This is a genomic window from Ureibacillus sp. FSL W8-0352, assembly GCF_038004345.1.
In the GTDB taxonomy this organism is placed as follows: Bacteria; Bacillota; Bacilli; order Bacillales_A; family Planococcaceae; genus Ureibacillus; species Ureibacillus thermosphaericus.
In genome coordinates this window covers 126,285-141,913 of the sequence record NZ_JBBOQT010000001.1, presented here as the reverse complement: position 1 = coordinate 141,913, position 15,629 = coordinate 126,285, and the positions used below count along the sequence as shown (strand labels likewise).

Genomic DNA, 15,629 nt, shown 5'->3' with positions numbered 1-15,629 from the left:
TCATTGTTCACCCTTATTTACCTATTTCTAAAGCCTTTGTTAACATCGCTTTACTTGCATTTAAAACGGTTATATTTGCTTCGTATGAACGAGTAGCAGAGATCAAATCGACCATTTCTTTTAACACATCGACATTAGGCATTTGTACATATCCATCCTCGTTTGCATCTGGATGGCTTGGATCATATACGAGTTTGAACGGCGTTTCATTATCCTCATTTATTTTTGTTACTTTTACTCCATTGCCTACGCCATTGCTCTTCCCTACTGCTTTATTTAAAAAGGATGAAAATGTACCTTCATTTGCAGTAAGTGTCACCGTTTTCCGACGGTACGGCTCCCATTCACCATTCACTTGTCTAGCACGAGTTGTATCAACATTCGCTATATTTGAGGAAATGACATCCATTCGTAAGCGTTGAGCAGTTAAAGCTGATGTTGTTGTATTGATGCTAGAAAAGATTGACATTACTATTTCCCTCCTTTAATGACTGTATTTAATGTATTGAATTTACCGTTAATGCGATCAATCAAAGCATTGTAGTAAATCGTATTTTTCGCTAATTCTGCTTGTTCTTTATCCATATCTACACCGTTGCCGTTATGGCGATATTGAAAGTTTTCATAACTATAAACAACATGGGTAGATTGTTCAAAACTAAAATCATAATGTCTCTTATCTGATTTGTTCGCCCTAAGTTGTTTTTCATTTTCATCATTCAATAGTTTTTTAAATTTGACATCTTTTGCCTTGTAATTAGGCGTATCGACATTTGCAATGTTATGTGCAATAGTCTTATTTTTTAGCGATGCGTATTTTAAACCATGCTCTAAGTTAGTTATTGTTCCTCCAAACAAGTTCAAACCGTTCACCTCGTTCTATTTCATTACAAAAATGACAAATTTCTTACTCAACACTAGTATTTATTGTAAATAAGATAATTCACAGTGTCTATCGTCTTTTGGCACTTTTTCATAGTCTATCTGAATCAATTTTTCATGCCAAGTTTTTCAAAAAGTTCACATTTCGATAACAAAAGTTTCAATTCGACAAAATTTTTGACCTTGCAATTCCCAAAAGTTACTATCAGCTATCACTTAATTGATAAAAAAGTACTACAATTATATAAAACTATTCCCTTAATGAAATTATTAAAAGGAATCGAGTAGGAGGGAGTGATTAGCTCCCGTCCTCTCACACCACCGTACGTACGGTTCCGTATACGGCGGTTCAATTAAGATGATTGACGCAAGTCTTTATATAACTTCCGTGAATAGCTGTTCTCTTTATGCCAGTGGTCACTCCACCCTCCAAGAGGTCCCCCACGGGATTCACCGCTTCCTTCCTCAAGTGAGGTACTACGTTTTCTGTGTTCATCATGACTCACTGAATGCCAAGGGCTATTCTCTCTTAATTGTTCGGTCCTTCTTAGTAGTTCTAAACCAACTAATACTATGACCTCTGCTGACTTCTGACGGTTCAGCTACTTATCACTAAGTAGGTTATGAAGCGAACTTCACCTATCCGCCAGACCTCCCCGGGTAAGTACATGCACTTTCACACCATCTATCCGCCTCATTTACTCGATATGACCTTCGACAGAAAGAGCTTTGTTTTGTTTTGCAAACTCACTCAATCATACCTAGCCTTATATGAGGTTCGTGTTCCTCGGACCGGTGTTTTGCCTCCAGCTTCCTTCAGATTCCGCGTCACCACGGACACCCTTGCTCTTGGCTAACCTCTACTTCTGTCTTCGGGGTTCGGGACTTACACCCTATAGTTCATGTACATGCCGGGCGCACAAATAAAAAGGTCTCATTAATAATGAGACCTTTTTAATAGTTGTAGTTATTACACAACAATATTGTTATGAATTCATTATTCTAGTATAGGAAGAACTTGCTTATTTCATTTTAATTTCAGCTAAAGCCGTCAAAAACTTATCATTTAATACTTTAATATATGTTCCTTTCATGCCGAGAGATCTTGATTCAATTACTCCTGCAGACTCAAGTTTACGTAATGCGTTAACGATTACTGAACGCGTAATACCAACACGATCAGCAATTTTAGATGCAACGAGTAAACCTTCATTTCCATCTAGTTCCTCAAAAATATGTTCAATTGCTTCTAATTCACTATAAGAAAGGGAGTTGATAGCCATTTGCACGACTGCTTTACTGCGAGCTTCTTCCTCAATTTCTTCAGCTTTTTCACGCAAAATTTCCATGCCGACTACCGTCGCACCATACTCTGCTAAAATTAAATCATCGTCACCGAATCGTTCCTCTAATCGCCCTAAAATCAACGTACCTAAACGTTCACCACCGCCGATAATAGGCACAATTGTCGTTAAACCATTTTTGAAAATATCGCGGTTTTCAATAGGGAAAATTGTATAATCACTATTGATATCAATATTTGAAGATGTTTCATTGATGTCTTTCAGACTATTTGTATATTCTTCAGGGAATTGACGTTCTTCTAACATTTTTTTCATTCTGTCATTCTCGATTTTTTGATGAATGGAAATCCCCAATAATTTCCCTTTTCGACTAACAATAAATACATTACTATCAATCGTTTCACCTAATGTATCTGCCATCTCTTTGAAATTAACTGGTTTTCCAGCTGTTTTTTGCAACAATGCGTTAATTTTTCTAGTTTTTGTTAATAAATCCATATTAATTGCCTCCTAGGGTTACATTGTTCAATTATTATCGTAGAAAATGCTTTATACTTATTTGCTAAAGTATTCATGTTAAAGGATAAATTGTGACAAATCCTTGTTCTTTGAAATTTCACCAAGTTTTTTGTCTACATATGAACGAGTGATTTGAATATGTGTTGGAGCAATTTCAGGTGCTTCGTAAGATAACTCCTCCAATAATCGCTCCATAATCGTATGCAATCTACGTGCACCAATATTATCCGTTTCTTGATTTACTTCCGTTGCAATTTCCGCAATGCGTTCAATTGCATCATCAGAAAAATCAATAGATACGCCTTCAGTTTCAAGTAAGGCTCTATATTGTAAAATAAGAGATTGATCAGGTTCTTTTAGAATCCGAACAAAGTCTTCTTTTGTTAACTTATCCAACTCTACTCGAATCGGGAAACGACCTTGTAACTCTGGAATTAAATCACTCGGCTTCGACATATGGAAAGCTCCTGCAGCAATAAAGAGCATATAATCCGTTTTAACAGGTCCATATTTTGTCGTCACTGTTGATCCTTCTACAATTGGGAGAATATCTCTTTGTACTCCTTCACGCGAAACATCCGCAGACGAATGCTGACCTCTGCTTGCAATTTTATCAATTTCGTCGATAAAGATTATTCCAGATTGTTCTGCACGTTTAATCGCTTCTTGCGCTAGCTCTTCGGAATCGATTAATTTGTTCGCCTCTTCGATTGCTAATACTCGACGAGCATCTTTCACTTTCATGCGACGCTTTTTCGTTTTTTTCGGCACAAGACTTGATAACATATCTTGCATACCGCTAGAGCCTAGTTCAGGCATTCCCGGAATCATCATGTCTAGAAATGCTGTATTTTGTTCAGTCACTTCTACAGTTACCCATTCGTCTTCCAGTTTACCTGCTAATAAGTCTTCCTTTACTTTAGAACGTTTTAATCGAATTTCAGTTTCTTCTTGAGAATCCGTTTGGCTTTCCGTTTTTTGTCCACCAAATAAAAGTTCAAATGGATTTTGCGTCATTTTTGACTTAGATTTAGAAGGAACAAGCAATTTTACTAACACTTCATTAGCCTGTTGTTCTGCTTGATCCTTAACTTTTTCCATCATCTCTTCTTTCACAAGTCTTCTGGAAGCTTCAACAAGATCCCGAACCATCGATTCCACATCTCGGCCAACATAGCCCACTTCGGTAAACTTTGTTGCTTCAACTTTGACAAACGGAGCATTTGTTAACTTAGCTATTCTTCTTGCTATTTCCGTTTTACCGACACCGGTAGGACCAATCATCAATATATTTTTTGGAATCACTTCACTTTTTAGTTCATCGCTAAGAAGCGATCTCCGGTATCTATTTCTTAATGCAATCGCTACTGACCGTTTTGCAGCATCTTGACCAACAATATATCGGTTTAATTGTTCTACAATTTGTCTTGGCGTAAGTGTCGTCATCAGTTTAGCGCCTCCACAATAATGTTATGATTTGTATAAACGCAAATATCGGCTGCAATTGTTAGGGCCGCCTTTGCAATTTCTTCCGCTGTCATATGCTGCCCCGCATGTTGCTTTAAAGCTCTCCCTGCTGCAAGAGCATAGTTTCCTCCAGAGCCGATTGCAAGTATTCCATCATCTGGCTCAATTACTTCGCCAGTACCAGAAATAAGAAGCAACGTGTTTTTGTCCATGACAAGTAATAGCGCCTCTAATTGTCGGAGCATCTTATCTCCACGCCATTGTTTCGCTACTTCAACAGCTGCTCGTTGCAGATTGCCGCTATATTCATTCAATTTGGATTCAAACATTTCAAACAGCGTAAACGCATCAGCAACAGAACCCGCAAATCCCGCTAATACTTGCCCGTTAAATAATTTTCTCACTTTTCTAGCTGTATGCTTCATAACAACGGAATTCCCTAATGTAACTTGCCCATCTCCTGCCATTGCACATTTGCCATTATGATGAATGGCAAAAATCGTAGTAGCGTGCATTTCCAATTTTTATTCCTCCCTACCATTATGCTCTTGGATGCGACTTCATATAAGTACTTCGAAGGTGTTCCTTCGTCACGTGTGTATAAATTTGAGTGGAGGATAAATTCGCATGTCCTAGCAATTCTTGAACTGTACGTAAATCTGCCCCATTATTCAATAAATGCGTCGCAAAGGTATGTCTTAACATGTGAGGGTAAATTTTCGTATGCATACAAGCATTTTGAATCATTTCATTTAAAATATAATGGACACCACGAGCAGTAAGTTCGCCTCCACGCATATTCACGAATAACCTGTTGTGCTTATTATTTTTCATAATCAATGGTCTTGCTTCATTGATATATTTTATTAAAGCATCATGAGCATATTGCCCAAATGGAACAATTCTTTCTTTCCTCCCTTTTCCCATCACCCGAAGAATGGAATAATGAAAATCGATATCGTCTAATTCAATCGATGTGCACTCACTTACACGAATTCCTGTAGCATATAGTAATTCAAGTAGCGCCATATTGCGTAGTGATTTTAAATCGTCGCCTGCATTTGCTTCAAATAACTGTGCAAGTTCATCTTCATAAAAAAAATTGGGTAGTAATTTTTCTTTTTTCGGATGATATAAAGATAGAAAAGGCGAAAGGTCAATCCCATAATCTCGATTTAGAAAACGAAAAAATGTGCGAATGGAAGAAATTTTTCTAGAAACTGTTGTACGAGACAGTTTTTCTTCATATAGTTTGGTCACAAACAACCTTGCATGTATATACTCCACTTCGCGTAAATCGTCAACTCCTTCTGCTCTTAAAAAGGTAAGGAATTGGGTAATGTCTCGTTCATATTCCTTTACCGTATGAACAGAAAAGTTTTTTTCCAATTGAATTACTCGGAGAAACTCATCCAAAGCTTTTGTTGGTTGAATATTCAACTTGGGTCACCTCTATTTCGAAGTACCATGAAGAAAATTGCGGCATTTAGGGCATATTTTTCGTCATTTCTTTATTGGAACACATACAGTGAAAACATCCATTCTCGACTGTATACCGAACTTCGAGATATATCAAGCAAAAAATCAGTAATTTTGTAAAAAATCAGTTTACCTTCACAAATTGTTAAAAATTTAACCTTTTTTATCCACGTTTATTCAAAGATGATGACATAAATAATAGCCTCTAAACATTATATCAACATTTAGAGGCTAAAATCAATTATATAGTTTGAGTATTCATAAAATTCCGAATTGTTTCAATTGCTCGCTCAGCATGTTTTAATGCTCGTTCTTGCTTAGATTTTATTCGTTCACCTAATTCCGGGAAGATACCAAAGTTAACGTTCATCGGTTGGAAGTTGTTTGGATCTGCTTCAGTAATATAGCGGGCCATGCTACCTAACGCCGTTTCAATTGGGAATTCAATCGGTTCTTTCCCAAGTGCCAAGCGGGCTGCATTCACTCCCGCAATAAGTCCGCTACCAGCCGATTCAACATAGCCTTCCACTCCCGTCATTTGACCAGCAAAGAATAAATTAGAACGAGATTTCAATTGATAAGTTTTCTTTAATACTTTTGGTGAATTAATGAATGTGTTACGATGCATTACCCCGTAGCGTACAATCTCTACATTCTCTAAACCAGGAATTAATCGAAATACTTCTTTTTGCGCTCCCCATTTTAAATGAGTTTGGAATCCAACAATGTTATATAATGTGCCAGCTGCATTGTCTTGTCGTAGTTGTACAACCGCATATGGACGTTCGCCAGTTCTTGGATCTTCCAATCCGACTGGTTTTAAAGGACCAAATAATAATGTTTGCGGTCCACGCTTTGCCATCACTTCAATCGGCATACAACCTTCAAAGTAAATTTCCTTTTCAAATTCTTTCAATTCGACTACTTCTGCATTTACTAAAGCATCATAAAATCGTTCAAACTCTTCCTTTGTCATTGGACAGTTTAAATATGCAGCTTCTCCTTTATCATAACGTGATTTTAAATACACTTTATCCATATTGATGCTATCTTTTTCAACAATTGGGGCAGCAGCATCATAGAAGTAAAGATAATCTTCACCTGTCAATTGTTGAATTTTCTTAGCCAAAGTTTCAGAAGTTAATGGTCCAGTTGCGATTACCGTAATGCCTTCAGGTATTTCCGTTACTTCTTCATTAACTACTTCAACAAGAGGATGATTTTTTAATTGTTCTGTAATAAATCCAGAAAATTCATGGCGATCGACTGCGAGAGCGCCTCCTGCTGGAAGGCTAGCCTGGTCAGCAGCTTTAATAACTAATGAGTTCATCAATCTCATTTCTTCTTTTATAACTCCAACTGCGTTTGTAAGCGCATTCGCTCGCAATGAGTTGGAACAAACTAATTCTGCAAATTTGTCTGTATGATGAGCTGGTGTTTGTTTTACAGGTCTCATTTCATAAAGTTTTACTTTTACACCACGGCTTGCAATCTGCCATGCCGCTTCGCTTCCTGCTAGTCCTGCACCAATTACATTTACTACTTGTTCTGTCATAATTATCATCTTCCTAACTTCATTGTGTTGGTTGTTCTTCGTAGTCACAATTTGTACATTGTACTTGAATACCTTTTTTCACTTTTTTCTCAACTAATAATGAACTACATTTTGGACAAGGTCTGCTGATCGGTTTATCCCATGAGACAAAATCGCATTCAGGATAATTTTCACAACCGTAAAAAATGCGTTTCGTTTTACTTTTTCTCTCCACAATTTCTCCAGTTTTACATTTTGGACATGTTACGCCGATTGGTTTTGTAATCGTCTTTGTATTTCGACATTCTGGGAAATTGGAACAAGCCATAAATTTTCCATAACGTCCTAATTTAAATACCATTGGTGCTCCGCATTTTTCACAATCTTCTCCAGCAGGCTCATCTTTAATTTCGATTTTTTCAATCGCTTCATCAGCATGCTTTACATGTTTTTCAAATTCTTTATAGAAATTATCGATAATTTGAATCCAATCAGTTTTTCCTTCTTCAATTTTATCTAAATCAGCTTCCATTTTCGCGGTAAATTCAATATCGATAATTTCCGGGAAAAACTCCATCATCAATGAATGGACAATTTCTCCAAGCTCCGTCGGGACAAAACGTTTATTATCAAGTTGCACATAACCACGTCTTTGGATAACGTCCACAGTCGGAGCATAGGTGGATGGTCTTCCTATTCCAAGTTCCTCTAATTCTTTCACAAGTCTGGCTTCCGTATAGCGTGGAGGTGGTTGTGTAAAGTGTTGCTTTGGAATGATTTCAACTGATTTGATTTTGTCTCCAACGTGCAACTCTGGAAGTATTTTGGTTGTTTCTTCCGTTTGATCGTCAGTTCCTTCAATGTATACTTTCATAAATCCTGAAAATTTCAGTTGAGATCCATTTGCTCGGAAAATACAGCCAGAATTTTTTAATTCTACAGATACTGTATCTAGAATAGCTGGAGCCATCTGACTTGCTACAAATCGGTCCCAAATGAGACGATACAGACGCAATTGATCACGAGTTAATACATCTTTCAATTGGTCTGGTGTTCTTAACACGCTTGTTGGTCGAATCGCTTCGTGAGCATCTTGAGCATTTGTTTGTTTTTTCGCCTTCGGAATTTCTTCAGAGACATATTCTTTGCCATATTTATCGTGAATATATTGAATTGCTTCTGCTTTTGCAGCATCCGAAATACGTGTGGAATCGGTACGCATATACGTAATTAAACCGATCGTACCCTCATCTTTACCAATATCAATACCCTCGTAAAGTTGCTGAGCAATCATCATTGTTTTCTTTGCTCGGAAGTTCAATTTTCGCGCCGCTTCTTGTTGAAGTGATGAAGTTGTAAACGCTGGAGCAGGATTTCTTTTTCTCTCTTTCTTTGTCACATTTACAACTTCAAATTCGGATCCCTCTATTTTTTTTAAAATTTCTTCCACTTGTTGTTGATTTGTGAGCTTTACTTTTTCCTTTTCATCTCCATAGTAAAGCGCTTCAAATTGCTTTTTATTCTTTTCAAATTTTCCTTCAATTGTCCAGTATTCTTCTGGAACGAAATGTTTAATTTCATTTTCTCTATCGATAATCAACCGCATTGCAACGGACTGAACACGTCCTGCGGATAATCCTTTTTTCACTTTTCGCCACAAAATTGGGCTTATGTTATAACCAACAAGCCTGTCTAATACTCTGCGAGCCTGTTGAGCATCCACAAGATGCTTATTAATTGGACGCGGATATTTAAAAGATTCTAACACCGCATCTTTTGTAATCTCGTTAAATACTACTCGACAATCGCTTTCAGTATCGATATTTAAAGCTTTTGCTAAATGATATGCGATTGCTTCTCCTTCGCGGTCAGGATCGGCTGCAAGATACACTTTTTTTGCCTTTTTCGCAGCTGTTTTTAACTCTTGTAATATAGGCCCTTTTCCACGAATGGTGATATATTTAGGTTTATAATTATCTTCCGTATCAATCCCCATTTGGCTCTTCGGAAGATCAATTACATGTCCAATGGATGCTTTTACTTTATATTTTTTTCCTAAATATCGTTCAATGGTTTTCGCTTTCGCTGGTGATTCTACTATCACTAAATAGTCTGCCATCTTCAACTTCCTCCTCACTAGAGGCACCTTTATATATTTTTAAAGAAATTCCTGTTGCAAAATGTATAACAGTTTGACTAATAATGCAACTTTTTTTCAATATATTTCCTAAAAAAACAAATTTAATTCATCTAAAATTTGTTGACCGTTCCATACAGGAATTGCTCCTTCTCTTAACAATCGATTCGTTCCCTCTGAAAGTTTTGAATCAATAGGGCCTGGTACTACAAATATATCTTTTCCATGTTCTAAAGCATGATCTGTAGTAATTAACGTACCGCTTTTCACCGCAGCTTCTGTTACTACAATCGCTTCACTAATACCACTTATAATACGATTCCTGAGTGGAAAATGCCACCTTTTGGGACCAACATAGGGTGGAAATTCCGTTACCAATAAGTGTTGATTAGCCATTATCGTCGCTAATTTCTTATTTTCTTTAGGATAAATATGAAATAATCCATTCCCTAATATACCAATCGTTTTCCCGCCGTATCGAATAGTTGCCTCATGAGCCATTCTATCTGCACCTTTTGCCAATCCACTAACGACAACTATATCCTTTTCAATTAAAGGTGGAACAATCGACTCCAGCGCTTTCACAGTATATTGTGTAGCCATTCTAGAACCGATAATAGCAATTTTTCTTCTAGTTAATAAAGATATATCCCCTTTCGCATAAAGCACAGTAGGTGAATCGACTAATGTAAGTAAAGATAGGGGATAATTTGGATCGGTATAAGGAATTACATGTATTCCTTCATGATTATATGCATCAAGCAAATTTTTCTTTAACATTCTCTTATAATTAGTTAGGATTTTTTCTGCTTTTTCCGATGAAATTTGGAGAATGGACGTTAATTTTGTAGGCGATAAAAATTGCAGTTCATGAAGGGAGGAAATTTCATCTAATAATTTGTGAAATTGATTTAGTGGAAGTGGGTAAACATAGTGGAAGGTAATCAACTCATCAATTGAAAATGAGCTCACATTACCCCTCCTATAGTAGAACATATCCTTTTCGTGACCGCACAAAGAATTGTCCAAAAAATATTATAAAATAAAGAAATGAAAAAGTGTAACGCAAATAGATGCGCTACACTCTTTATATTAATGGGTTTTACATTTTTCGTATAGCCCTTTTTCTTTTAATACTTTAATTAATGTTTCACCAATTACAGACGGTGTTGGAGCGATTTCAATTCCCGCATCATTCATCGCCTTAACTTTTTCCGCTGCTGTACCTTTACCGCCAGAAATAATCGCACCAGCATGTCCCATTCGTTTTCCTGGAGGTGCTGTTTGACCTGCGATAAATCCTACAACCGGTTTTTTCATATTTTCTTTAATCCATGCTGCTGCTTCTTCTTCAGCTGTACCACCAATTTCACCAATCATCACAACTGCGTATGTTTCCGGATCTTCATTGAATTCTTTTAATACATCTACAAAGTTTGTACCGTTAACAGGGTCACCGCCAATTCCCACAGCAGTTGTTTGGCCAATACCAGCATCTGATAATTGAAGTACTGCTTCATATGTTAAAGTACCAGAGCGGGATACTAAACCAACATGACCTTTTTTCAAAATATATCCAGGCATAATACCGATTTTACATTCTTCAGCTGTCACGAGTCCAGGGCAGTTTGGACCTAGTAAGCGCGTTTTCTTCCCTTCCATAAAACGCTTAACTTTCACCATGTCTAATACTGGAATATGTTCCGTAATACAGCATGTAAATTCTAATTCAGCTTCTACTGCTTCCATAATCGCATCAGCAGCAAATGGCGCCGGTACGAAAATAACAGAAGCATTCGCTCCTGTAGCTGCTTTTGCCTCAGCTACCGTATTAAATACAGGTACTCCTTCGATTACTTGTCCACCTTTACCAGGTGTTACCCCTGCTACGATTTTTGTACCGTACTCCAACATTTGTTTTGTATGGAATAAAGCTGTTTCACCAGTAATACCTTGAACAATTACTTTCGTATCTTTATTTACATAAATCGCCATTGTTCTCCCCAGCCTTTCTTACCTTACGAGTTCTATAATTTTTTGTGCACCTTCAGCCATTGAAGTCGTTCCGATAATATTTAATCCAGATTTATTTAGTATTTCTTTACCAAGAGCAGAGTTTGTTCCTTCTAAACGAACAACTAACGGAACATTTAAACCAATTTGTTTCGCTGCTGCTACTACACCTTCAGCGATGACATCACATTTCATAATGCCCCCGAAAATATTTACAAAAATACCTTTTACGTTCGGATCAGAAAGAATAATTTTAAACGCTTCTGTTACTTTTTCCGTATTTGCACCACCACCAACGTCTAAGAAGTTGGCTGGAGAGCCTCCATAATAGCTGATTGTATCCATTGTTGCCATCGCAAGACCTGCACCATTAACAAGACATCCGATATTTCCGTCTAATGATACATAGTTTAAATCGTACTTTGATGCTTGAATTTCTTTTGGATCTTCTTCATCAAAGTCACGTAATTCAACGATATCAGGATGGCGATAAAGAGCATTTGCATCAAAGTTAAATTTCGCATCTAACGCCATAATTTTATCGTCTTCTGTTAGCACAAGTGGATTGATTTCAAGAATAGAAGCATCTTTTTCCACAAAAGCAGTGTATAATCCAATCATGAGTTTAACAGCTTGATTTACTAACTTTGGTGGAATTTCCATATTAAATGCTAATCTTCTTGCTTGGAATGGTAATAATCCTGTTATCGGATCAATTACTTCTTTAAAGATTTTTTCAGGTGATTTTTCTGCTACTTCTTCAATCTCCACTCCACCTTCTGCTGAACCCATAACAGTAATGCGCGAAGTGGATCTATCCAAAATAAAACTGATATAGTACTCTTTTTTAATTTCGCAACCTTCTTCAATATAAAGGCGTTTTACTTCCTTACCTTGTGGACCTGTTTGTTGCGTAACTAAAATTTTTCCTAATAAATCCTTCGCATATGCACGAACTTCATCCAAATTTTTGGCTACTTTTACCCCGCCGGCTTTCCCACGTCCACCAGCATGGATTTGAGCCTTCACCACTGTGATATTTGATCCAAGTTCTTTTGCAACTTTAACTGCTTCATCCGGTGAAAAAGCAACTTTTCCGTTTGGAACTGCTACACCATAATTCCTAAGAATTTCCTTACCTTGATATTCATGGATATTCATTTGCCATCCTCCAATTCACCAATTTGGGAAATAGTTTGTTACCAATACTATTTTAATCAAACAGTAACCCATTGTCTATGTTCGCATTTTTTTCGTATTTTTCTTAATTTTCGACACATTTTTCTACTTCGCGTAAAATAAGCATTTTTGCTTTTACAATACTACAATAGTCATGTTAAGAATGTGAAGAAACTTTTCGATCTAATCGATAAATAAAAGCAAATACTTCTGCCACTGCTTCATATAAGTCTTGTGGTATCAACTCGTTTAAATCGAGTTGTCCCAGCAATTCTACTAGGCTGGGATCTTCATATATAGGTACATCGAATTCTTGCGCTTTTTGCAGGATATTTTCTGCAATTTTCCCTTTACCTTTCGCAATCACTTTCGGACTATTTTCTTCAGGATTATACATAAGGGCAACTGCTTCTTTTCTTTTTTCCGAATTCATACGCGAATATCCACTCCCCTTTGTACTGCCCCTTTGTCATTCAATTTTTCAATATTTTTCTCAAGATTTTTTTGCAAAGTTTTTTTATAAGATTTAATCAATACACCGGATAAATGATAGTTTTTTTCTTCAAGGCCCACTTTTAAAGCTTTTTTTAACGGCTCAGCTAGTACATCTAACCCTTCCAGTTCATTGTACACATAAATTGAAACAATTCGGTTCTGCACCTGCATATCAATCACCGTTTCTTTTAATGCTTCCAAATTTAGATAAAATAAAATCCGAGCATAGTTGGAATCAATTTTTCCATCTTTTTTCATTCTTCCATTCCATTGAATGGTCGCATCTACGTGCTTTCCTAAAAATTGCAATGGAAGTTGCATAATTATTTGATGCTGATGACCTGTTTCTCCAGAAAGCAGTTGCATTCCATTTAATCGGGCTAACACCATCTCAGCACTATTCTTCAATTCTGTAGATGCCTTCTCATCTTGAATAAGGGACAATAATTGGGGCTTTATAGATTGGATGAGGTTTGTAACATCCTCTCCTTTGTTCAGTGCAACTTCATAACTTAAACCAAGCCTTATTAATATTTGTTGAATAGCTTTTTGTATCCCTTGACTGTTCAACGATGACTCCAAAATTGCTTGAGATTCCGCCATCATAACTTGTGTAGATGGTTCTTTAGATGCTTGAAAAGCTTTTGCCATTTGAATAAATTCCATGTCGCTCTTTATAGTCATTTCCTGTTTTAGTAGTGACAATAAATGCTCCTTCGGGGAAACTCCATCTTCGTTTAAAAATAATCGATTTACTGTTTGTTCTGAAAAGGCTTTTAACAATTGGACATGGAGTTGTTTAGCCAATTGTTCAACATGATTAGTGTTTTCGAAGGATTTGAGCAATTCATGAATGGTATTTTTCTGTTGTTCTGTAAGCGTCACTTCCCCTTTAATCCAATGGGTAATCTGTTGAATTGTTTGAGCAATTGAAACAGTTGAACTTGATTGCAACTGTCGGACAAAGAATCCTGCTGTTTCATTGCGAGAAGAGAGCGTTGCGGTGTTCAACCAATTATTAAGTGTTGCATCTTTTGGTAAAATATTTGCTTCTTTTAAAATATTTAACGCTTCAAGTTGCTTTGTTTCTTGTCCATCACTTTGTAGAAGAATTTGCACAGAGCGTGCAATCATCATTCCCGCTGTTTCTGCTTCGAAAGGTTTGGCAATGGACTGCAACGCATTTAGTAAATTTTCTTTTATTTGAGGTGAAATTAAGTGATTTTGTTGCAATAATTGGGTAAGTTGTTCAAGGTTATTGGAAATGCCACTTGTTTTCGAACCGAGTAGTAGCGCCTTAAATGTTACTTCCGAAAAAGGAATTTTCAATTCCATCATCTTTTGCAATGTTTGTAACGCTTCTTGCTTTGTTACTCCGTCAGGTAAATTTTTCAACCATATTTCCGATTGCAATATTTGTTCCTTAACAATAGGAAGCTGATGTTTGATGAAATGCGTCAACAGTTGCTGCATTTCAGGAGACTTCGGCAAATGCAATGTTTCAATCAATTGTTGCACATTTACAAATTCCTTCGTCATTGGCCCTGTAACCACTTTTAACTCTGTCTGGGGGGAAGTGCTCATCACTTGGAAATAATGCGAATCTCCCGCTTTTAAAGGCGTTTCCAGTTTTGCTATGAGACGATGCTCGCCAATTTGGATTTCCGCCATTTGATTTGGATATAATTGTTTAATCTTTCCATGGAATACTTGTCCTTGTTTCAACACAAGAGGATTTATTTGTGCGGACACTTGTTGTTGTTGAATCGGTTGAAAGGAAGGAATTGTCATATCATCACCTTCTTCTCCAGCATTGTTTTAATTGGTTCAAATGATTTGCGATGATGAATGGTTGGCCCAAATTGTTCAATTGCTTCTAAATGTTGCTTTGTGCCATAACCAGCATGCTGATCAAATCCGTATTGAGGATATTCTTTATGTAACTTTTCCATATATAAATCCCGTTCGTGTTTAGCTAATATCGATGCCGCTCCAATCGCAAGACTTTTCGCATCGCCTTTTATTATATTTTTTTGAGGTATATCAATCGGGACTGTAACTGCATCTACAATGCAAAAATCTGGGCGTATTTTTAAACTTTCAACACACATTTTCATCGATTGTTTTGTTGCTTCTAAAATATTCATCTCATCAATGATTTCCGCGCTCTGAAAATGTATTGAATAATCAAGAGCATGCTTTTTAATTAACTCAGCAAATTCTGCGCGTTTCTTTTTGGATAGTTGTTTTGAATCATTGACTCCAACAAGTTCTGGACAATCCTTTGGTAAAATGACTGCGCAAGTGACAACTGGTCCAGCTAGAGGACCTCTTCCTGCCTCATCTATTCCAGCTAAATAGGCATCTTCAAAGGGAAGAAAACTTGCATCAAATGCTTGCTTTTGACGAAATTGTTCAAGTATTTTCTCCTGATTTTGTAATCTCTTTTTAAACTGTAAAAAAGCTTTTTGTACTCCCGCTCTTTCGTCATTTTCAAGTTCCTTCATCCATGGCTCATATGTATTCGCACTTTTTAATGCTTCTGTTATTTCCTTAATTGTTTTCATACTTGCTTTCTCCTAATATTTTTATTTTATATCGGCTTAAATAGATTTCTTAT

General features: G+C 36.7%; 15 protein-coding genes. All 15 read right to left on the bottom strand.

The window, feature by feature from the left end; all coding sequences use genetic code 11:
• Nucleotides 1-13: 13 nt before the first annotated feature.
• Nucleotides 14-469 (bottom strand): flagellar basal body rod protein FlgC, encoded by a 456-nt coding sequence (gene flgC / locus NST98_RS00715; RefSeq protein ID WP_016836753.1) that lies wholly within the window; start codon nucleotides 467-469, stop codon nucleotides 14-16.
• A gap of 2 nt (nucleotides 470-471) precedes the next feature.
• Nucleotides 472-864 carry a flagellar basal body rod protein FlgB gene (flgB, locus tag NST98_RS00710; protein WP_340714130.1) on the bottom strand — a complete coding sequence of 131 codons (393 nt, stop codon included), beginning with the start codon at nucleotides 862-864 and terminating at the stop codon, nucleotides 472-474.
• A 367-nt stretch (nucleotides 865-1,231) separates the two neighbouring features.
• The gene (locus NST98_RS00705) at nucleotides 1,232-1,381 is read right to left on the bottom strand and encodes a hypothetical protein (protein WP_172597782.1); all 150 of its coding nucleotides are present in this window, start codon (nucleotides 1,379-1,381) and stop codon (nucleotides 1,232-1,234) included.
• A 523-nt stretch (nucleotides 1,382-1,904) separates the two neighbouring features.
• Nucleotides 1,905-2,684 carry a GTP-sensing pleiotropic transcriptional regulator CodY gene (gene codY / locus NST98_RS00700; protein WP_016837419.1) on the bottom strand — a complete coding sequence of 260 codons (780 nt, stop codon included), beginning with the start codon at nucleotides 2,682-2,684 and terminating at the stop codon, nucleotides 1,905-1,907.
• 78 nt (nucleotides 2,685-2,762) lie between these two features.
• On the bottom strand, nucleotides 2,763-4,151 hold the full coding sequence (gene hslU / locus NST98_RS00695) for an ATP-dependent protease ATPase subunit HslU (protein ID WP_340714129.1): 1,389 nt from the start codon (nucleotides 4,149-4,151) through the stop codon (nucleotides 2,763-2,765).
• Entirely contained in the window at nucleotides 4,151-4,687 is a 537-nt protein-coding gene (hslV, locus tag NST98_RS00690) for an ATP-dependent protease subunit HslV (protein WP_040764442.1), read from the bottom strand. Before hslV ends, hslU begins: the two co-directional genes overlap by 1 nt.
• Before the next feature lie 25 nt (nucleotides 4,688-4,712).
• The gene (gene xerC / locus NST98_RS00685; RefSeq protein WP_172597855.1) at nucleotides 4,713-5,612 is read right to left on the bottom strand and encodes a tyrosine recombinase XerC; all 900 of its coding nucleotides are present in this window, start codon (nucleotides 5,610-5,612) and stop codon (nucleotides 4,713-4,715) included.
• Nucleotides 5,613-5,892: 280 nt separating this feature from the next.
• Nucleotides 5,893-7,206: an FADH(2)-oxidizing methylenetetrahydrofolate--tRNA-(uracil(54)-C(5))-methyltransferase TrmFO gene (trmFO, locus tag NST98_RS00680; protein ID WP_340714128.1), complete on the bottom strand. Its 1,314-nt coding sequence runs from the start codon at nucleotides 7,204-7,206 to the stop codon at nucleotides 5,893-5,895.
• A 19-nt stretch (nucleotides 7,207-7,225) separates the two neighbouring features.
• Nucleotides 7,226-9,304 (bottom strand): type I DNA topoisomerase, encoded by a 2,079-nt coding sequence (gene topA, locus NST98_RS00675; RefSeq protein ID WP_340714127.1) that lies wholly within the window; start codon nucleotides 9,302-9,304, stop codon nucleotides 7,226-7,228.
• Between the two features lie 108 nt (nucleotides 9,305-9,412).
• Complete coding sequence (gene dprA / locus NST98_RS00670) at nucleotides 9,413-10,294, bottom strand: DNA-processing protein DprA (RefSeq protein WP_340710106.1); 882 nt, start codon at nucleotides 10,292-10,294, stop codon at nucleotides 9,413-9,415.
• A gap of 120 nt (nucleotides 10,295-10,414) precedes the next feature.
• Complete coding sequence (gene sucD, locus NST98_RS00665; RefSeq protein ID WP_016837427.1) at nucleotides 10,415-11,317, bottom strand: succinate--CoA ligase subunit alpha; 903 nt, start codon at nucleotides 11,315-11,317, stop codon at nucleotides 10,415-10,417.
• An 18-nt stretch (nucleotides 11,318-11,335) separates the two neighbouring features.
• Nucleotides 11,336-12,496, bottom strand: coding sequence for an ADP-forming succinate--CoA ligase subunit beta (gene sucC / locus NST98_RS00660; RefSeq protein WP_340714126.1), 1,161 nt, complete (start codon nucleotides 12,494-12,496; stop codon nucleotides 11,336-11,338).
• 175 nt (nucleotides 12,497-12,671) lie between these two features.
• A complete protein-coding gene (locus NST98_RS00655) occupies nucleotides 12,672-12,947 on the bottom strand; it encodes an EscU/YscU/HrcU family type III secretion system export apparatus switch protein (RefSeq protein WP_340714125.1) in 276 nt (91 codons plus the stop codon).
• The gene (locus tag NST98_RS00650; RefSeq protein ID WP_340714124.1) at nucleotides 12,944-14,800 is read right to left on the bottom strand and encodes a hypothetical protein; all 1,857 of its coding nucleotides are present in this window, start codon (nucleotides 14,798-14,800) and stop codon (nucleotides 12,944-12,946) included. Before NST98_RS00650 ends, NST98_RS00655 begins: the two co-directional genes overlap by 4 nt.
• Nucleotides 14,797-15,576 (bottom strand): ribonuclease HII, encoded by a 780-nt coding sequence (locus tag NST98_RS00645; RefSeq protein WP_340714123.1) that lies wholly within the window; start codon nucleotides 15,574-15,576, stop codon nucleotides 14,797-14,799. Before NST98_RS00645 ends, NST98_RS00650 begins: the two co-directional genes overlap by 4 nt.
• Between the last annotated feature and the right edge of the window lie 53 nt (nucleotides 15,577-15,629).

Bases quoted from the DNA above. Each gene is read 5' to 3' on its own strand.
- flgC (WP_016836753.1), bottom strand. From the start codon at position 469: ATGTCAATCTTTTCTAGCATCAATACAACAACATCAGCTTTAACTGCT.
- NST98_RS00705 (WP_172597782.1), bottom strand. From the start codon at position 1,381: ATGATGAACACAGAAAACGTAGTACCTCACTTGAGGAAGGAAGCGGTG.
- codY (WP_016837419.1), bottom strand. From the start codon at position 2,684: ATGGATTTATTAACAAAAACTAGAAAAATTAACGCATTGTTGCAAAAA.
- hslU (WP_340714129.1), bottom strand. From the start codon at position 4,151: ATGACGACACTTACGCCAAGACAAATTGTAGAACAATTAAACCGATAT.
- hslV (WP_040764442.1), bottom strand. From the start codon at position 4,687: ATGCACGCTACTACGATTTTTGCCATTCATCATAATGGCAAATGTGCA.
- trmFO (WP_340714128.1), bottom strand. From the start codon at position 7,206: ATGACAGAACAAGTAGTAAATGTAATTGGTGCAGGACTAGCAGGAAGC.
- topA (WP_340714127.1), bottom strand. From the start codon at position 9,304: ATGGCAGACTATTTAGTGATAGTAGAATCACCAGCGAAAGCGAAAACC.
- sucD (WP_016837427.1), bottom strand. From the start codon at position 11,317: ATGGCGATTTATGTAAATAAAGATACGAAAGTAATTGTTCAAGGTATT.
- sucC (WP_340714126.1), bottom strand. From the start codon at position 12,496: ATGAATATCCATGAATATCAAGGTAAGGAAATTCTTAGGAATTATGGT.
- NST98_RS00655 (WP_340714125.1), bottom strand. From the start codon at position 12,947: ATGAATTCGGAAAAAAGAAAAGAAGCAGTTGCCCTTATGTATAATCCT.
- NST98_RS00650 (WP_340714124.1), bottom strand. From the start codon at position 14,800: ATGACAATTCCTTCCTTTCAACCGATTCAACAACAACAAGTGTCCGCA.
- NST98_RS00645 (WP_340714123.1), bottom strand. From the start codon at position 15,576: ATGAAAACAATTAAGGAAATAACAGAAGCATTAAAAAGTGCGAATACA.